Genomic DNA, 18,430 nt, shown 5'->3' on the forward strand with positions numbered 1-18,430 from the left:
TTTTCTTAAAAATGGAGTTAGGGGAAGATTAAATCGTCATGGAAAAAATCCGGTTCTCTGGCACCCGCTGCTTTAAACGTAAATCAAAAGCCATACAAATATTGCGTACAAATGGTTTCCCTTTCTCCAGTATCGTGACTGACGAGTCTGAAAATTGAATCAAACCATCCTGTTCCATTTCCTCAAGCTGTTCCAAAACTTCATCAATTTCAGGGAAACGTAATTCGGGATTTCCCCATGAGGTGCTAAAGCTGCACATCAGATTTAGAATATGTTGCCGAATAATCAGATCTTCCTGATTTAAGACATGCCCTTTAAATACCGGAATTTCATTGCGCGCCAGGCATTCATAATATTCTTCAATGGTTTTCACATTCTGCGCAAAGCTATACCAGCTATCGCTGATCGAAGAAATGCCCAGCCCAATCATCACCTGGGTTTTAGAGGCGGTGTACCCCATAAAATTGCGGTGTAATGTTCCTGCTTGAAAGGACTGGTACATCGCATCTTTTTCTAAGGCAAAATGATCCATGCCGATTTCATGATAACCATGCGCGAGTAACTTCTTTTTACCTTCTTCATAGCATTCCCGTTTGATTGCATCTTTGGGCACATCGGCATCTTTAAAACCGCGCTGACCATTGCCTTTAATCCAAGGCACATGTGCATAGCTATATAAAGCCAGACGGTCCGGCAAGAGCGAATTGGTTTGTTCAATAGTATTTAAAACATCTTCCAGACTCTGAAATGGCAGACCAAAGACCAGATCATGGGAAATCGATTCATAGCCAATTTCTCGCGCCCATTCGGTTACCTGTTTAACATTTTCATAAGGCTGAATCCGGTGAATCGCCTTTTGCACGGTTTCATTATAATCCTGTACCCCATAACTGACTCGACGAAAGCCAAGGTCATATAAACCTTGCAAATGCTCACGCATGGTATTATTAGGATGGCCTTCAAAACTGAATTCATGTACAGGCGCTACATCTGCTTTGGCCAGAATGCCTTGAATCAGTTGAGCCAGATGCGCCATTGAAAAAAAGGTCGGCGTTCCCCCACCCAAATGAATTTCTTTAATGATGGGCTTTTCTTGTAATAGCTCACAATATAAATCCCATTCTTTCAACACTGCCTGAATATAAGGCTGTTCCATTTCATGTTTTTTTGTGACTCTCTTATGGCAACCACAAAAGGTACACAGGCTTTCGCAAAATGGCAGGTGGATATACAAGCTAATGCCTTCGCTTTGATTGGATTCATCAAAAGACTTTTTTAGCGTTTGCTTCCATTGTTCCAGCGAGAAATTCTGCTCTTCCCAATACGGAACCGTAGGATAACTAGTATAGCGTGGCCCGGGAACATTGTATTTTTGAATCAGGGAATTGACCTGTACCGACATGACACCCACCTATTACCATCGAGAAATGCTCAAGCCAATGAGCGCTTGTGAGTTATTGTGCTGAGCTTGAAAGAAGAATTCAACCTAGCCATTTGGTCGGATTTAATCATGCATTCTGCTTATGAAGCTTGAAATTTAAAGTCTGGACCGATCAACTGCATCACCAAATTAGACCTTAATCTTTGACTGATTTTATGCTTTGATGTAATTAGTTTTTTATTTCCCTACGAGGCTCTGATGCAGCATCCTACATCTGCGGATATTCAACGCGTTCGTGAATTTCTCCTCGACTTGCAGGCACGGATTTGTGCGGCACTAGAACAACAGGAACGTACTGGCGGCGGTACAGCCGAATTTATCATCGATGACTGGGAGCGTCCGGAAGGTGGTGGCGGCCGTTCACGTGTTTTGCAAAATGGTACGGTAATTGAAAAAGGCGGTGTGATGTTCTCCCACATCAACATTTCCAAGCTGCCCGCTTCTGCGACCGAACGCCATCCCAATATTGCTGGTGCCAAAGCGCAAGCAATGGGAGTATCACTGGTCATCCATCCAAAAAATCCGAATGTACCGACTTCGCATGCCAACGTGCGTTTATTTGTGGCAGAAAAAGAAGGTCAGGATCCGATCTGGTGGTTTGGTGGCGGTTTTGACCTGACCCCGTTTTATCCGAATGATGAAGATGTACTGTCTTGGCATCAAACGGCGCATGATCTGTGTGTGCCATTTGGCGAAGAAGTTTATCCTGAACATAAACAATGGTGTGATAACTATTTTTATTTAAAACATCGTGATGAACAGCGCGGTGTGGGTGGTTTATTTTTTGACGATCTGAATCAATGGGATTTTGAAACCTGTTTCCAGTATCTGCAGGCTATAGGCAATGGTTACCTGGAAGCCATTCTGCCGATTTTCCAGCGCAATCAGGATAAGCCTTATACCGAAGCACAACGCGAATTCCAGTTATACCGTCGCGGCCGTTATGTGGAATACAATCTGGTTTATGACCGCGGCACCCTGTTTGGTTTGCAGACTGGTGGCCGGATTGAATCGATTCTGGTCAGCTTGCCCCCGCTTACCGGATGGTCATATCGCCCTGAATGGGATGAAGGCTCACCGGAAAAACGTTTAACAGATTACTACCTGAAACCACATGACTGGTTAACAGAATTAAAATCCAACGCAATGAAATGATACAAACGGCCCTCAAATAGAGGGCTGTTTTAATAGATATATCCTCTATACTGCTGCATAGAAATATCTGATTTGATCGGGGCACCCTATCGCTACATCGATCACATTCCATTTGATGTCTAGTGAGAATAACAATGCATAATCTTCAATTAAATCTACCTGTGTTGGCCTTTTGGCTTTTTTGGCTCTTGCCATCAGCGCGATGAGTACCGCAATTTTGAGTCACAACCTGATTCTGGATGGCGCCGCTATTCTGGTGAGTATCCTGACTGGGCTTGGGGTTGTTCTCAGTATGGCGCTGATGTTTGCGGAACATATTATGGATATTTGCAGTTCCTAAAATCCTAATAACTTAGCAGTAATTCAAAATCGCGCAGGCTTTAGTCCCTGCGCTTTTTCACGTATATTGATGGCCATTTCCGCACATGGACATTGTGAAATGAGCAAACAATTTGCCGTGATTGGCAACCCGATTGAACAGTCACGTTCTCCAGAATTGCATCATGCCTTTGCTGCTAAAACTGGTGTCGACCTGAATTACACTAAACTTCTGGCGCCACTGGATGGCTTTGAAGCCAACATTCAGGAGTTCTTTAGCAATGGCGGTAGTGGCATGAATGTCACCGTACCCTTTAAAGAACAGGCTTTTGCCCACTGTCAGGTACTGAGTGAACGGGCCAAAATTGCCAAAGCCGTGAATACGCTATGGATGGAAAATGGCATCCTGCATGGCGACAATACCGATGGTCAGGGACTGGTTGAAGCCATCCGTGCCTTGGACTGGCCACTGGAAAATACAGATATTTTAATTATTGGTGCAGGCGGTGCCACGCGTGGTGTAATCTATCCCCTAGCCCAGGCAGGTGCGAAAAAAATCGTGATCGCCAATCGTACCTTGGCACGGGCGGAACAACTGGTCGCTGATCTTCAGAATGCCGTACCGCAAGTCGAATTACAGGCGATTTCACTAGACACTTTAGCCGGTGAATTTGATTTGGTGATTAATGCCACCTCTGCCAGCCTCAGTGGTGATGCTTTGGTTTTACCAGAGGCGTTACAGTTTAAACGGGCCTATGAAATGGCCTATGGCAAACCTTCTTCCTTTCTCGATCAAGCCAAAGTACGCGGTGTACCGACATCTGAAGGTTTTGGCATGCTGGTCGGTCAGGCAATTGAATCTTTTTACATCTGGAATGGTATCAAGCCGGATTTAAAAGAGTTTCTTTAAAACCCCTATCTCTCCAATGAGTTCAGTTCGGGTTGCAACTGCAACCCTTTACTCTCCTCCTACTACTTTTTATAAGCTGAAAAACCATGAATTGGTTTTAATGACATTTTAGAATGAGTTATTTTGCGACCTGAATCCGAGCACAATTCATACAAAAACATACTGGACAAATCACCTTTTAACTCATTAAATTCCATTGATATAACAAGTTTTTAATCTTCCTGTAATGTAAACACCTAATGATGAAATTCGATGATTTCATTCATTAGCCTTAAAAATCGATTCGCTTTTCTGACATTTTTATTCACTGAATTCATCAATGTTTTTTTATCCCGAATGTGAATAATCAAAGAATCGATACAGATAATCCAAAACTAATTTCAATCAGGATTAAACGCATGCCAGCATATAAAGCCCCTTTACACGACATTCGCTTCCTTATGAATGAAGTGCTTGACTACCCTGCGCACTACCAGAATTTGTCGAATGGTGAATATGCCGATGCCGACACGGTAGATATGATCTTAGAAGGCGCTGCAGATTTCTGTGAAAATGTACTGTCGCCGTTGAATCAAAGCGGTGATGAAGAAGGCTGTCATTTTGAAAATGGCGAAGTAAAAACACCGAAAGGCTTTAAAGAAGCTTACGACCAGTTCGTACAAGGTGGCTGGCAAGGTCTGTCTTATCCTGAAGAATTTGGTGGCCAAAACCTGCCAATGTCTTTAAACCTGATCAAATCGGAAATGATGGGGACTGCAAACTGGTCATTCCAGATGTATCCGGGTTTAAGTGTGGGTTGTATCAACACTATCATGCAATATGGTACCGATGAGCAGAAAAACACGTATCTGCCTCACTTAGTTGCAGGAACTTGGGCGGGCACCATGTGTCTGACTGAGCCGCAATGTGGTACTGACTTGGGTCAAGTTAAGACCAAAGCAGAGCCGAAAGAAGATGGCAGCTATGCCATTTCAGGCACCAAAATCTTTATTTCCGCAGGTGAGCACGACCTGACTGAAAATATCGTACATATCGTACTGGCACGCCTTCCAGATGCGCCGCAAGGTACCAAAGGGATTTCTCTGTTTATCGTACCGAAATTTATTGCTGCTGCAGATGGCGGGATCGGCGAGCGTAATCCAGTGAACTGTGGTTCGATTGAACACAAAATGGGGATTCGCGCTTCAGCAACGGCTGTACTGAATTTTGACAATGCGACTGGCTACCTGATTGGCGAACCGAATAAAGGCTTGCACGCTATGTTCACCTTTATGAACACGGCGCGTATTGGTACTGCGATTCAGGGTATTTGTCATGCTGAACTGTCGTTCCAGGGTGCTTTACCTTATGCTAAAGAACGTATGTCAATGCGTGCCTTGTCTGGCAAAAAAGATCCAGAAAAAGTGGCGGATGCGATCATTCATCATGCCGATGTACGCCGTATGCTGTTGACGCAAAAAGCCATTGCTGAAGGTGGCCGTGCCATGATTTATCATGCTGCGCAAATTGCCGACAACATGAATGATGCTTTGCTGCGTGGCGATACTGCAGCATTTGAACAGCATGATGACCATCTTGGGTTCTATACTCCAATCCTGAAAGGCTTCCTGACCGAAATGGGTTATGAGGCATCAAATCACGGTATGCAAGTCTTCGGTGGACATGGCTATATCAAAGAATGGGGCATGGAACAGATCGTACGTGACTCACGTATCTCTACCCTGTATGAAGGCACAACAGGTGTTCAGGCACTGGATCTGATTGGCCGTAAAGTGCTGTTGACATCAAAAGGTAAAGTTATTCGTGATTACACTGCTGAAATCCTGAAATTCTGCGGTCAGCATGCACGCAATAAATACATGCGCCGCTTTGCCTGGGATTTGACCAAGCTATGTGCACAGTGGAATGCGTTAACCGTGCGTATCATGCTGGCTGCACGTAAGGATCGTGACATTGTGTCTTCTGCGTCAGTCGATTTCCTAATGTTCTCCGGTTATGTGATGATGGCCTACTTCTGGGCACAGCAAGCTGCAGTCGCTTCAGCCAAACTAGCTTCTAATGACGGTACGGAAGTTCCAGAATTCTATAAAGCGAAAATCAAAACTGCTGATTTCTACTTTGAACGTATTCTGCCACGTACTCAAGGTCATGCTGAAGCGATGGTGAATCCCTCTAAAACCATGACGGCACTGGCACCAGAACACTTTAGCTTTGACTACTAAGCTGTAAATTGAGTTAAAAAGGGCGCTTCGGCGCTCTTTTATTGATGTAGATACCCTTGTTTAACTTAAAAAACCTTTCTGGATAGAAAATATACAAATTTAATTTTATATTTTTCAACATCCTAATAAATTAGCCAAATAAAACGCTTGTATATCTGAAAATAAGCGGTATGATAATCCCAACTAGAAAAATTCTTGTTTTGGTTAGTCTTCTTTTAAGTATCGCAGTTTTAGTCATAAACCTTCGTATTACAGATCAAAAAGCTCCATCCTTTTTATTTTTCAAAGTTACAGTTAGTCATCTGAAATTTTGGCTATAAATTCATACGATTCAATAGGTTATATTATGTCTAATACAGTTAACGGTACAGTAAAATGGTTCAACGAAACTAAAGGTTTCGGTTTCATTCAACAAGAATCAGGTCCAGACGTTTTTGCTCACTTCAGCGAAATCACTGGTTCAGGTTTCAAAACTTTAGTTGAAGGCCAAAAGGTTTCTTTCAGCGTAGCTCAAGGCCAAAAAGGCCCTACAGCTGTAAATATCGTTGCTCTATAATTTAGAAGCAAGATATTGAAAAAAAGCACTCTTAGAGTGCTTTTTTTGTGCCTATCATTTTCTCATACCGCTCTAGTTTTTAAAGATCATTGGGTTGATCTAAAAAACGGTGTGCTCTATGCCAGGCTAAAAATACCGGATCAGGGGCAAAACGTTTTGGTACGTCGATTCGCTTACCGTGATAGGGTTTTAAATAGGCGTATAAACTCGCATCTTGCTTGGCCTGATTCGCGATACACACTTTAAGCCCTTCATCCAACGTGATAAATCCCTGATCGAAAGCTTGATCCAATAAAGAAGATAAACAAATTCCATTACGCGGATTTTTTCGATGTGCCTGATTTTCAGACCAGGGTACGATATGAGAAGCCACTAAAAAGGCTTTGGCCTTAATGCCTGAGATCGCACATTGATATTGATAATTAAGTTTAACTTGTAAAGCAAATTTCTGGTGTGGCGAACCGCGAACCTTTACCCTTGCATATTGATCTTCAACACTATGATCAAGGATTTCTTGACGCAAATGCGTATCTAGTAAAGTGTCCTGTTTTTCTCCTCTTCCCGCTAATTTAAGTAATCGCCAAAAATCATCTGCCGTGATCTCATTCATGCCATATTGTTGAAAAAAATGTGCCCAAGTATTTCCGCGTGGTTTAAAAGCCCATTGAAAATCTTCCAAATCGGACTGCAGAATAGGATCTATAAAACGCATACCATCGATCACTTTCGCAAAGACCGGTTTGGTTCGGCGTTTTTGATGATTTTGAGGAATGGCAGTAGGTGCAATAATCTTGGCTATACGGCCTGCACCATAAAGATAGAATTGATTTTTAATTTCAGAGGCTTTTTGCGGTCGTCGATATAAAAAGAAGGTGGTGTTTCAAAAAGTATGCTGGCGTTAAACAAATCCGTTATTAAGGTAAAAGAAAGTCAAATCAAAGGCTTTAAAATGATTTTCGAGCTTTTTAGAAAAGTTGCAACTTCTCCTAAATCCACGCCTGATTCGATGACGAATTCTACAATTGTTACCTTCAATACCGACGGTAAAAAACTTACCGATCACTTGCTTGCAACATTGAAATGCTGTGATAAAACTATCCCAATGATCACTCGCAATTCCAGCATATTGAACCCCAAGCTTTTTAAGTCTAGCTTTAAGACGTTGAACCGTTGCTAAATCCCGCTTACCCCAAACATAAGCAACAACTTCTCCAGATTCTCGATGGTAGGCATAAATAAGCCATTGTTTATTTTTCTTATTCCCTACAAAAGTCCAAAGTTCATCGACTTCAAGACATTCGTAGTGGCTTTGTTTAGGCTGAATCTGATAGATCGATTCACTTAAGGTTCGTAATACCTTGCCAATGCTGATACGCTCGACTTCAGCAATATCTCTAACACCGCTTCCTCTGACCATCAAATGTAATATCTTGCCGGTAATACCTGAGTTACACCCTTGATAGCTTAATGCATGATCACCAATAAACTGACGTTTGCAATCTTTGCACTGATGGTTTTGTTTCCCATCTACTTTGATGCCATTTCTCTTTATATTGTTACTTAGACAGGTAGGACATTTGATTTGTAGCGTTATTTTCATACCTCTATTTTATCAAAAGCCATATTGTTTTTTTCAGCATACTTTTTGAAACACCACCAAAAAGAAATCCCCTTCCCTGACTCGATTATATTTAGACTGATCCCAATGATATTCTTTAAAGTCCCGATCTTCATAAACCAGATGATCACTTTTACTATCAAAAATAAAGAATCGGGTATCGGTTAAATCCATCTGTTGAAAAGCCCATAATGTATCCACCTGCCCACCCTCTAGAAATTATAATATTCATTTAATTTAATCTTTGAATATTCTCAGAAAACTTCTCTTTAAGAAAGCGTCAATCAGACTTTAGGCATTTTATTTAAGGCAATAAAAAACCCCAATAAACTCCTATTAGGGTTTCTTTTAGAACAATGGAGAAATTAAATAATTAAAGAAATTCTTCTAATACCGAATTTAAAAAGATATGTCCCTGTTCGGTACATGAAAGTCGGTCTTGATCATCAACCATTAATTTTCTGTCACGTAAAGAGCTCAGTAACTCCTGTAAAGTATCTAGACTCAAACCGGTACGTTCGGCATAGAGTTTGGCTTCCACACCCTGATTTAAACGTAACGCATTCATCATAAACTCAAAGGGCATGTCAGCATCTTCAATCCGCTTAAACTGCAGATGTTCAGCAGGTACTTTGGCTAAGTAGTCTTTAGGTAAACGGGTTTTCTGGAACCGATACACGCCATCCGGCTGAGTGACTTTGCCGTGTGCTCCGGCACCAATTGCCAGATAATCACCAAACTGCCAGTAATTCAGATTATGCGCTGAAGGCAATTCTTTACGCCAAGCCGAAACTTCATAGTTGATAAAGCCTTGAGCTTTTAAGTAGAGCTCACCCTGCTCCTGAATATCTTCCAATACTTCATCGACAGGCAAAATCGGTTGAGTCCGGAAAAATACCGTATTGGGTTCAATCGTCAGCTGATACCAGGAAATATGGGTTGCGCCCTGCTCCACTGCCAGTTTTAAATCATGCAAAGCCTGTTCTAAAGTCTGTTCAGGCAAACCATGCATCAAGTCGACATTAATCCGCTGAAACCCAGCTTCACGTGCCAGCCCAATGGCAGAAATCGCATCTTCATTGCTGTGAATCCGTCCCAAACGCTTGAGATGCTCGGTATTAAAACTCTGTACCCCAATCGACAGACGGTTAATTCCGGCCTGCAAATAACCGGCAAACGGATCATGTTCGACTGTGCCGGGATTGGCTTCCAGCGTAATCTCACAGCCTTCGGCAAAGGGAATAACGGCTTTGAGCTGATCAAATAACCATTGATAGCCTAGGGCAGAAATCAGTGACGGCGTCCCCCCACCAATAAAGACACTGTGAATCTGCCGGCCTTGGGCAAAATCGACCTGAGTTTTAAAGTCTTCCACCAGTGCTCGTAAATATTCCTGTTCCAATTCCAGTGATAGCTGACCATCCGGAACCGCATGTGAATTGAAGTCACAATAAGGACATTTGCGCACACACCAAGGCATATGAATATATAAGGACAAAGGGACAGCAGCAGGATTCAATTCAGCCAAAGAACTACTCAAAAACGATTACAAGATATAGCGGAATTTTAACATGACTCGGCGGCAACACTGCTAAAATTAAATTTGATCGTGTGATATGTCTAAAAATTTAAATAGAATTAGTCAGTTAAAATTATGAAAATATCTTCTCAATTTATTATTTTACTTCCTTTGGTTTTTGCAATCGGTGTTTTATTGACACTCCAGACTGCAATTAACACACAACTAAAAGAATATTTATATTCTCCTATTCAAGCTGCATTTTTTTCCTTTTTGATTGGTACAATAGTGCTGGCCGTAATCGTACTTTTTCAGTCTAATCCCAAACCCGGTTTACAGGAATTGATAAGTGTTCCCTGGTATTTATGGCTAGGGGGAATCGTGGGTGTATACGCGATTAGTATGAGCATTTATGCAGCGCCCAAACTTGGCTTTCTGGTTCTTAGCGGTCTCATTATTTTTGGTCAGATGGTGATGTCGATGCTGGTCGATCATCTGGGATTGTTGGGTAATGAAAAAATGCCGGTTAACTGGCAACGTCTTTTAGGCGGCGTGGTAATTTTTATTGGTGTGCTTCTCACTTTACAACGCTAAACCTTCTATTTAAGCACATGATCACGATGAGTAATTTTTGTGTCGAATGTTTCACCAGTCACAACCTTTGGTTTTGAATTAAAAAAACTTTTTCATCTGATGCTGCCTATTCTGGTGACCCAATTTTCTCAGGCTGGTCTGGGCCTGATTGATACCATTATGGCCGGTCACCTATCTGCTACCGATCTTGCCGCGATTGCCGTCGGAGTAGGACTCTGGATTCCGGTGATGCTGCTGTTTAGTGGCATTATGATTGCCACGACGCCTTTGGTTGCCGAAGCCAATGGCGCACGTACACCTGAAAAAATTGCCACCATTGCACGTCAATCACTTTGGGTTGCCCTGATTCTTGGGGTAATTGCCGGCTTGATTTTGCAACTCTTGCCGGCCACTTTGCCACTTTTAGGGGTACCGGAAAGCTTACAACCTAAAGCCGGTTTATTCCTGCATTCCATTGGTTTTGGTATGCCAGCGGTAACCATGTATGCAGCTTTACGCGGCTACTCTGAAGCGATTGGAAATCCGCGTCCGGTTACCGTCATTAGTTTATTGGCGCTGGTTTTGCTGGTTCCGCTGAACTATATCTTTATGTATGGTCTTGGCTCTGTTCCAGCCTTGGGCAGCGCAGGTTGTGGTTTTGCCACGGCGATTTTACAGTGGCTAATGGTCATCACCCTCGCATTGTATATCTTTAAAAATAAGGCCTATCAACGTACCCAGCCTTTTACTCACTGGGAAAAAATCAACCCGGAATGGATGAAGCGCATCTTACAACTTGGCTTTCCAATCGGATTGGCGATCTTCTTTGAGGTCAGTATTTTCAGTACAGCGGCAATTGTGCTGAGTCCTTTGGGTGAGACTATTGTCGCTGCGCATCAAATTGCTATTTCTGTCACTTCACAACTGTTCATGATTCCCATGTCACTGGCGATTGCCCTGACCATTCGGGTCGGCACCTACTATGGTGAACAGAACTGGCAAGCCATGCGTAAAGTGCAATATCTCGGCCTGATTACTGCCACTATTCTGGCGATCCTGACCATGATTCTGCTTTGGGTTTTCCGTAATGAAATCGTGGCGCTCTACACCTCAGATATGATCGTGACCCAAATTGCGGTGTATCTGATTCTGTTTGCCATTGCCTATCAGCTGATGGATGCCTGGCAGATCAGTGCCGCAGGTTGTCTGCGCGGCATGCAGGATACCAAGGGGCCGATGTGGATTACCATGCTGGCTTACTGGGTCATCGCCTTCCCGGTTGGGGTATATTTATCCCGCTTTACCGAGATGGGAGCAGCCGGTGTTTGGGTTGGCCTGATTGTAGGCCTAAGTGTTGCCTGTGTTTTATTGCTGGCACGACTCTATAGCAATAACAGACGTTTAAGCTTAAAGGTGTAAAAACTTAGCGACTTTCAAGCAATCTTAAATATTGGGTAGTGACATGGATGTCACCGTTGATCTGTGATACAGGGAAGTAGCATTAGATCAACGAAACGGTTCTGTTACTTTTGCCATGACAAAATTAAGAGCTGCCTACGCGACAGCATAAAAATAAAAGATGCGAGCATAGCCTTGAGCATTCTAATTTCGATGTAGAAGTTAAGAATTAGCGGCTAATGCTTCCTTCAATCCTTCTGGAATCTCCGATTCATCCGCCACATCTTTAATCACCACCTGCCCCACAATCACATCCGTACCATTAAAACTCATGGTGGGTGAACCATATAACTCATAACCTTCATTTAAGGCACGGGTCACCCGCGCACAAAAATGCACATCATCCTTCCCAGTAAAATATCGATAGACTTTCATTGAATTTTCTTCATTACTACACTCTGTTTATTCTAAGCTTTTAGCCATAAAACAACATTCAGAATTAATACTCAGCCTTATCTAAAACGATGATGGATTCCGGCATATTCTTTTAGTTTAGCCAAGGAGATAAAGATAAATCTTTATCAAATCAAAGATGATGCATTAAACATGGAGAAGCTGAAGGAAATCACAACACAACCTCTACAATTAAATCTAGGCAATTGAACCTTTGTCACCTATGATCAAATACATCCATTCATAGTTGGTTTCAAGGAATCTCGCATGGCAAAAACGGCTAGCACACCCGGTCGTCGCTTTATGAAACTTGCCGGAATGACCGCAAGTATTGCAGGTAAAACCCTCTCCAATTCCATTAAAAATTTAACTGCTGATGAAGAGCAGAAAAATACTGCGCGCAGCAAACTATTTCAAGATATTGGGGTACAGATTGCAGATACCTTGGGAGAGATGAAAGGCGCAGTCATGAAAGTCGGCCAGATTGCCTCGCAATATAAAGACGTTTTCCCGCCCGAAGTCGCCAAAGCCATTGCCAAGTTACAACGTCAGGCACCACCCATGCCATTTAAAGAAATTCAGGCACAGGTAGAAAAAGAATTGGGTAAACCTTTACAGCAACTTTTCCAGCAGTTTGATGAACAGCCATTTGCCGCGGCCTCGATTGGTCAGGTGCATAAAGCCACTCTACCGAATGGCCAGCAAGTTGTAGTCAAGGTGCAATATCCTGGTGTGGATGAAGCCTGCGAAAGCGACCTGAAGCAAGTTCGTCTGGCACTGCGCATGATGGGCGTATTAAAGATTGATCGTAAACTTCAAGATCAATTATTTAAAGAAATTCAGCACAGTCTGGACAATGAGTTGAACTATGAAATTGAAGCCCAGAATCTGGAAATCGCCCGTGCCTTCCATGAATCTCTGGACAATAAAATTGTGATTCCGAAAGTGTTTCATGAGTATTCATCGCGACATATTTTAACTTTGAGCCAGGAACTTGGTGAAAGTATCGAAACTGCCAGCACTTGGCCACTCGAAACCAGAAATGCTTTAGGTCGCCGCCTATTCCGCGCCATTGGCCAAGAAATTTTTTATCTGAAACGCTTTCACTGTGATCCACATCCGGGCAACTTTGCCTTCCGTGAGGATGGCTCTGTGATTGTTTATGATTATGGTGGCGTTAAAACCTTATCGACTGAAGTGATTGGACATTTTAGGGAACTGATCCATGCTGCACGCGAGAAGAATATTCCCGTGATCGAGCAACAGCTGGATGCGCTGCATTCCTTGACTGAAACTGGAAAATTCCCGAAAGAATTATATGAACAGTGGCTGGAAGTGCTCATGCGTCCTCTGGTCACTGACTATGATTTTGCCGAAAACTCAGCGCATCATGATGGGATGGAGTTGCTGAAACCTTCGTTGAAATATTGGGATGTATTTAAGCCCTCTCCTGATACCTTGATGGTGAATCGCACAATTTCAGGACAATACTGGAACCTGATTCATCTCAAAGTACATGATGATTTAAGTGATGTATTTGAAGAACTGGTACCGAGTCGAAGCTAAGTTGAGACGATAGGCTTACACGCTGTAACCCTAGATTACTTGAAATATCAAATGTTACATTATAACATTTAATCAAGAATCATGAGGAAGTTAGATATGCGTTCAGATATCCACCCTGAGTATCGTGAAGTGTTATTCCATGATACCAATGCCGATGCCTATTTCGTGATTGGCAGCACGATGAACTCGAGTCAAACCAAAGAATATCAAGGTAAAACATATCCTTATGTAACACTAGATATTTCAAGTGCATCACATCCTTTCTATACGGGTGAGCAACGTCAGACCAGCAATGAAGGACGTGTGGCAAGCTTTAACAAACGTTTTGGGCGTTTTAAACGGGGTTAAAACCGAAAAACCTCGGTTATCTTAAGATTTAAATCGCGGTTTATGTCAGGAAATGACCTCCAATTTCCTGACTTTTTTATGCGTTTATTTTAACTCTATGCCAACACGAGTGAAGTGAAATAAAAGCCCAGTGCCAGAACAATAATGCCGACAATTAAGCTGGATAATGCATATAACAGCGCTAGGCCCATAGCACCTTGTTTCAATAACAAAAAGCTTTCCAGACCGAAGCTGGAAAATGTGGTAAAGCCACCGAGAATTCCCACCATTAAAAACAGACGCGCTTCTTGTTGGAGTGCTGGATATTTCTGGCTACAGGCAAAAAAAATTCCGGCACATAAGCAGCCTAAAATATTGATCCACCAGGTGGGCCAAGGAAATTGCATTTGCGGTTTGAACAGCCAAAGTCCTGCTGCATAACGCAGACTAGCACCGATTGCCCCACCCATTGCCACCCAAAGCCAGCCCATATTTTTTTCCTGTTCTATTTATTGATCAAGTTTATTTTATCCAAAGTTTCATATTGAGCATGGATAAATTTCACTGTTATCTTGAACCGAAAATCAATGAAATACCATGGAACTTCGCAAGAAAATTGCTATATTTATCGCATCGAATTTTCATGAATGGCACAGGAAAAATAGCATGGCACAGGATTTATTGGCCCAGTTGGCAGCAGGCGAAGTAAAATTTGCAGATGTGATTGCCTATATCGAATCGCGCTATATGCATACACCAACTGCATTTAAAAATGGCCAGCAGAATAATGCGGCCACAGAAAACCAGGGCAGCGCTAAAGTCTTTTCTTTTGCACAATTGAATGGTCTGGATCAGACACAGACCTTAAGCCTGTTTGCCGAACATTATGCTTCTGTACTCGCGACGCCAGAGGCGACTGATCATCAGAATATCCGCCAGTTTATGCTCAATGGCTGGGATGGAATTACCTTTGAAGGTCAGGCTTTAACTGCGAAGTAAGTCCTAAGCAGATAAAAAACCGCTCAAAGGAGCGGTTTTTTTATGCAACTCAGAAGTGTATAGGATGCCTGTTTTAGCTTTTACCGACTTTTTCAATCCATTTAATGGAACTGACACGGAAAACCTCACAAGCACCATCACCCGTATCGGTCGGAGTTAAGGACGATTTCCAGACCAGATCTTTATCACGCACTTCAACCAGCTCCCCTTGCATACGTACCAGATCGCCACGCTTTACCTTTTTAATTTCCTTGGCAATTTCAGGATTGGCAGGAATGATATGCATATTGGACACCATCTGCTTGGCTTGTTCTACCGGCACTGGCACCCGATCCATTTTCCAGTTCAAATAGCGGTCATATTGATTGACCGTGATATGTCGAGCAATTTCAGGTTCGGCAAACAGCCCCCAACTGACAGCATAATCAATCGGAGAGAATTTGGCTTGCGGGTCAGAACTATAAACCTTGGAACCCAGAATACGAAAATCACCTTTAAAAGGCTGCAAGACCGAAATTGACTGGCCTTTAACGACAGGAGGCAAACCTTTGGCAATATTGTGGTCGACCGAGCTATAGCCCGAAATAGGCAGCAACAGGCTGGCCAGCAAAGCATAATGTTTAACGTATTTGAACATAATTTTTAATCTAATCCTAATCAAGTTGATCAAACGTTTTAAGGATATCTTCCTTGATCTTACGGATTTTTTAATGAATAAACAGTTGAACTTGGTAACAAACTGCACGTATTTAGTCAGCTCGATATATGCCTGTCATTTTATTTTTCAGTTAAGCTAGAACGTATTTCCATCAAATTAAAATAACTCAAATGCTGTATAAACTTTATCAACAACATATCTTTCCGCATCTGCTGAATCAGGTGATGCAAACACCATCCTTGATGGACTTGCGTCGTGAACTACTTTTGGATATTTCCGGTGAAGTACTGGAAATTGGTTTTGGTACCGGCCTTAATCTGCCTTTTTATCAATCGGTTGATAAGGTCTATGCACTAGAACCAAACCCGACGATCTTCAAACTGGCAGAATCACGAATTCAACAGGCCGCTTTTCAGGTCGAACATATTCAGGCCAGTGCAGAAGCTTTACCTTTTGCCGAAAATAGTCTGGAAAATATTGTATCTACCTGGACGCTTTGTAGTATTGCAGAGCTGGAACAGAGCCTGCAGGAAATTTATCGTGTGCTACAACCGGGTGGGACTTTACATGTGGTCGAACATGTTCTGAATCGACAAAATTTAAATATTCAGCGTCTACAACATTTACTCACTCCCATTCAAAAGAAAGTCGCAGATGGCTGTCATCTGAATCGGGATATTGAGACCGCCTTGCTGGAAACCGGTTTTGAAATAGAAACTTTAAATTATGTAGATGCGGAAGGTATACCCAAGATTGGCCAACGTATGTTGTTAGCACGTGTTCGTAAACTAGGAAGCTAATTTACGACCATCTTATATTTAGTGTGGCTGAAGGTGGGTTACTTGCAGCAACTGACAATGAGCACGATATTCAGAGCCCGTCCCGACCCGGAATTCTTGTCCAGTCGTGCCTGAATGAACTGTCACCAGATCACCAGTGAGCGTGATTTTCTGCCCCGATTTTAGCCGGCGAATCTGATCGGCAATTTTTTCAGTGGCAGCAATCAGACTAAAATACTGTACATGCGTATTGACGAAGTCACGCTCCGCTTTATTGGTTTGTCCTTCGAGCTGATAGCAGCGTTTTGCTTCATCAAACTCCAGTTTTGCCTGTATAGCGGGCAGCGGTTGAGTCAGCAACAGCACATCAATATTACTCAGATAGGCCAGATCATTAAAATGCCCCACCACAGGGCTGGCCTGATGCAGCACCCGACGATCAGGTTTTACGAAACGGTGATCATGCACAATATAAGTCGCGGAAATGCGCTTAACGGGTTCTACTTTAAAGTTTTTAAGTACGCCCTTTTCTTGCAGATGCGGAATGGCACGAAAAAATTCATTCCACACCCAGAGTCCTAGCATAAACAGCAGCGCAGTGATCAGTAATTTTTGCATAATTTTTTATTCTTCACTGGATTTTGGTCAATCCTGAAAATCAATCCGAATGGTTTCAAAACGTACCCGCCCTTCCTGAACCGCACAGGCAATGGCTTGCTGGCCTTTGGTCAGACGTGCTCCGCCACTTTTAATGTCAATCAAAACCACTTCAATATCTTCAGCGTCGCCTTCGCCATCACGAAAATCGGTATAACCATCAAAGACCACATAATCCACCGGATCACCCAAAAACTTGGCATCACTCGGCAGATATTGAAATTCCGGCATGATCGGCGCGAGCTGTTCCGCCATTTTTCCTTTGAGAACTGCACGGCTGGTATTCACGCTGCGTTTTTGCGCGGCAATGAGGGACTGCTGATGCTCTAGTTCCAGCTCGGCAATATACTGCTCATATTCGGCCTTGATCCGTCCATTGCGCGTCTGACTTAAAATAATAGTGGTCAATACCACCCCGATACATGCGCCAATCAACATGGCCATCCATATGGACATTCAATCTTCCTAATTTGCCTGATTTTTATAGCATCGCATTCGACTGAAGTTGAGGAATTCGGCCATTTGCATACTTGAAAAGAATGATATGCTAGGCCGGAACAGAATAAAATCACCTTGAGTCATGAAAACAATTTTAGTTGCGAATCAGAAAGGCGGTTGTGGCAAAACCATGACAGCCATTAGTTTGGCGTCAGCACTCGCACAAAAGGGTTATAAGGTGGCATTGGCCGATGCCGACAACCAGAAATCAACATTGCAATGGCTCAAGCATCGTCCGGCACAGGCAGCGCAGATCCAAAGTCTGGACTGGCGCAATAGCAAGTCCATTGGTGATGCGCCGAAACAGATCGAATACCTGATTATTGATGCACCAGGTGCTTTGACCGATGATCATGCCGAACAGCTGATCAGTGAAGCACATGCGATTATCATCCCGATCCAGCCTTCTTTTTTTGATATCGATTCGACCCGCCGTTTTCTCAAACATTTGCAGGACATCAAACGCATCCGTAAGGGCAAGGTTGAAATTTTACTTTTGGCCAATCGCACCAAAGCAAATGCAGCCAGCAATCAGGACATACAGCAGTTTTTTGACAAGATCGACCAGCAGCCAGTGGCCTGGATTTCGGAACGTGCCCCTTATAGCCGACTGGCTATGGAAGGCCTGTCCGTCTTTGATAAACCTCAGAAAATCTATCGGGAGCTGCAGGCTCAATGGCAACCGGTACTGAATGCCATTATTGATGATCCGAGTCAGTGGTTTTGAGTCAATCATCTGAATCGCGGTGTAGCTTTGGGAAAATAATCTCGCTACTTGGCTAG

General features: G+C 42.9%; 22 protein-coding genes. 12 read left to right on the plus strand and 10 right to left on the minus strand.

Annotated features, from left to right (window positions below; translation table 11 throughout):
* Positions 1 to 28 precede the first annotated feature (28 nt).
* Positions 29 to 1,402, minus strand: coding sequence for an oxygen-independent coproporphyrinogen III oxidase (gene hemN, locus HGD77_RS13420; protein ID WP_004732320.1), 1,374 nt, complete (start codon positions 1,400 to 1,402; stop codon positions 29 to 31).
* 237 nt (positions 1,403 to 1,639) lie between these two features.
* Between hemN and hemF the strand changes: the two genes are divergently transcribed.
* The 5 genes from hemF to HGD77_RS13445 all read left to right on the plus strand — a co-directional run bounded on the left by hemF (position 1,640) and on the right by HGD77_RS13445 (position 6,602).
* The gene (gene hemF / locus HGD77_RS13425; protein ID WP_004732322.1) at positions 1,640 to 2,596 is read left to right on the plus strand and encodes an oxygen-dependent coproporphyrinogen oxidase; all 957 of its coding nucleotides are present in this window, start codon (positions 1,640 to 1,642) and stop codon (positions 2,594 to 2,596) included.
* A 172-nt stretch (positions 2,597 to 2,768) separates the two neighbouring features.
* The gene (locus HGD77_RS13430) at positions 2,769 to 2,936 is read left to right on the plus strand and encodes a hypothetical protein (protein WP_228761438.1); all 168 of its coding nucleotides are present in this window, start codon (positions 2,769 to 2,771) and stop codon (positions 2,934 to 2,936) included.
* 99 nt (positions 2,937 to 3,035) lie between these two features.
* A complete protein-coding gene (gene aroE / locus HGD77_RS13435; protein ID WP_004732325.1) occupies positions 3,036 to 3,824 on the plus strand; it encodes a shikimate dehydrogenase in 789 nt (262 codons plus the stop codon).
* A 398-nt stretch (positions 3,825 to 4,222) separates the two neighbouring features.
* Positions 4,223 to 6,046: an acyl-CoA dehydrogenase C-terminal domain-containing protein gene (locus HGD77_RS13440; protein WP_004732327.1), complete on the plus strand. Its 1,824-nt coding sequence runs from the start codon at positions 4,223 to 4,225 to the stop codon at positions 6,044 to 6,046.
* A 346-nt stretch (positions 6,047 to 6,392) separates the two neighbouring features.
* Positions 6,393 to 6,602, plus strand: a complete 210-nt coding sequence (locus HGD77_RS13445) for a cold-shock protein (RefSeq protein ID WP_004281542.1) — start codon at positions 6,393 to 6,395, stop codon at positions 6,600 to 6,602.
* A gap of 79 nt (positions 6,603 to 6,681) precedes the next feature.
* Here the strand turns inward: HGD77_RS13445 and HGD77_RS13450 are convergent, their stop codons facing one another.
* From HGD77_RS13450 to hemW, 4 genes are all read right to left on the minus strand, one after another.
* Positions 6,682 to 7,314 carry an HNH endonuclease gene (locus HGD77_RS13450; protein ID WP_228761439.1) on the minus strand — a complete coding sequence of 211 codons (633 nt, stop codon included), beginning with the start codon at positions 7,312 to 7,314 and terminating at the stop codon, positions 6,682 to 6,684.
* A gap of 186 nt (positions 7,315 to 7,500) precedes the next feature.
* Positions 7,501 to 8,202 carry an IS1 family transposase gene (locus HGD77_RS13455; protein WP_005263793.1) on the minus strand — a complete coding sequence of 234 codons (702 nt, stop codon included), beginning with the start codon at positions 8,200 to 8,202 and terminating at the stop codon, positions 7,501 to 7,503.
* 33 nt (positions 8,203 to 8,235) lie between these two features.
* On the minus strand, positions 8,236 to 8,421 hold the full coding sequence (locus HGD77_RS13460) for a hypothetical protein (protein WP_228277135.1): 186 nt from the start codon (positions 8,419 to 8,421) through the stop codon (positions 8,236 to 8,238).
* A gap of 172 nt (positions 8,422 to 8,593) precedes the next feature.
* A complete protein-coding gene (gene hemW / locus HGD77_RS13465) occupies positions 8,594 to 9,748 on the minus strand; it encodes a radical SAM family heme chaperone HemW (RefSeq protein ID WP_004732331.1) in 1,155 nt (384 codons plus the stop codon).
* A gap of 126 nt (positions 9,749 to 9,874) precedes the next feature.
* Between hemW and HGD77_RS13470 the strand changes: the two genes are divergently transcribed.
* A complete protein-coding gene (locus HGD77_RS13470; protein ID WP_004732334.1) occupies positions 9,875 to 10,333 on the plus strand; it encodes a DMT family transporter in 459 nt (152 codons plus the stop codon).
* Between the two features lie 39 nt (positions 10,334 to 10,372).
* Entirely contained in the window at positions 10,373 to 11,731 is a 1,359-nt protein-coding gene (locus HGD77_RS13475; protein WP_004732336.1) for an MATE family efflux transporter, read from the plus strand.
* Between the two features lie 201 nt (positions 11,732 to 11,932).
* Here the strand turns inward: HGD77_RS13475 and HGD77_RS13480 are convergent, their stop codons facing one another.
* The gene (locus HGD77_RS13480; protein WP_004732339.1) at positions 11,933 to 12,145 is read right to left on the minus strand and encodes a DUF1737 domain-containing protein; all 213 of its coding nucleotides are present in this window, start codon (positions 12,143 to 12,145) and stop codon (positions 11,933 to 11,935) included.
* Positions 12,146 to 12,430: 285 nt separating this feature from the next.
* Here HGD77_RS13480 and HGD77_RS13485 point away from each other — a divergent pair, with 285 nt between their 5' ends.
* Both HGD77_RS13485 and HGD77_RS13490 read left to right on the plus strand, forming a co-directional pair.
* A complete protein-coding gene (locus HGD77_RS13485) occupies positions 12,431 to 13,729 on the plus strand; it encodes an ABC1 kinase family protein (RefSeq protein ID WP_004732340.1) in 1,299 nt (432 codons plus the stop codon).
* 96 nt (positions 13,730 to 13,825) lie between these two features.
* On the plus strand, positions 13,826 to 14,077 hold the full coding sequence (locus HGD77_RS13490) for a type B 50S ribosomal protein L31 (RefSeq protein ID WP_004732342.1): 252 nt from the start codon (positions 13,826 to 13,828) through the stop codon (positions 14,075 to 14,077).
* Between the two features lie 95 nt (positions 14,078 to 14,172).
* Here HGD77_RS13490 and crcB read toward each other — a convergent pair whose 3' ends face one another.
* Entirely contained in the window at positions 14,173 to 14,547 is a 375-nt protein-coding gene (gene crcB / locus HGD77_RS13495; RefSeq protein ID WP_004732345.1) for a fluoride efflux transporter CrcB, read from the minus strand.
* 175 nt (positions 14,548 to 14,722) lie between these two features.
* Here crcB and HGD77_RS13500 point away from each other — a divergent pair, with 175 nt between their 5' ends.
* Positions 14,723 to 15,055 (plus strand): HopJ type III effector protein, encoded by a 333-nt coding sequence (locus HGD77_RS13500; RefSeq protein WP_004732347.1) that lies wholly within the window; start codon positions 14,723 to 14,725, stop codon positions 15,053 to 15,055.
* Between the two features lie 73 nt (positions 15,056 to 15,128).
* Here HGD77_RS13500 and HGD77_RS13505 read toward each other — a convergent pair whose 3' ends face one another.
* Positions 15,129 to 15,692 carry a hypothetical protein gene (locus HGD77_RS13505; protein ID WP_004732349.1) on the minus strand — a complete coding sequence of 188 codons (564 nt, stop codon included), beginning with the start codon at positions 15,690 to 15,692 and terminating at the stop codon, positions 15,129 to 15,131.
* A gap of 191 nt (positions 15,693 to 15,883) precedes the next feature.
* Here HGD77_RS13505 and HGD77_RS13510 point away from each other — a divergent pair, with 191 nt between their 5' ends.
* Positions 15,884 to 16,513 carry a class I SAM-dependent methyltransferase gene (locus tag HGD77_RS13510; RefSeq protein WP_004732352.1) on the plus strand — a complete coding sequence of 210 codons (630 nt, stop codon included), beginning with the start codon at positions 15,884 to 15,886 and terminating at the stop codon, positions 16,511 to 16,513.
* An 18-nt stretch (positions 16,514 to 16,531) separates the two neighbouring features.
* Here the strand turns inward: HGD77_RS13510 and HGD77_RS13515 are convergent, their stop codons facing one another.
* Positions 16,532 to 17,110: a hypothetical protein gene (locus tag HGD77_RS13515; RefSeq protein ID WP_004732353.1), complete on the minus strand. Its 579-nt coding sequence runs from the start codon at positions 17,108 to 17,110 to the stop codon at positions 16,532 to 16,534.
* Positions 17,111 to 17,137: 27 nt separating this feature from the next.
* A complete protein-coding gene (locus HGD77_RS13520; protein ID WP_004732355.1) occupies positions 17,138 to 17,605 on the minus strand; it encodes a Holliday junction resolvase-like protein in 468 nt (155 codons plus the stop codon).
* Between the two features lie 124 nt (positions 17,606 to 17,729).
* Between HGD77_RS13520 and HGD77_RS13525 the strand changes: the two genes are divergently transcribed.
* Positions 17,730 to 18,374 (plus strand): ParA family protein, encoded by a 645-nt coding sequence (locus HGD77_RS13525; protein ID WP_004281566.1) that lies wholly within the window; start codon positions 17,730 to 17,732, stop codon positions 18,372 to 18,374.
* Positions 18,375 to 18,430: the final 56 nt, after the last annotated feature.

Source organism: Acinetobacter sp. NEB149, assembly GCF_012516415.1.
Lineage (GTDB): Bacteria > Pseudomonadota > Gammaproteobacteria > Pseudomonadales > Moraxellaceae > Acinetobacter > Acinetobacter lwoffii_V.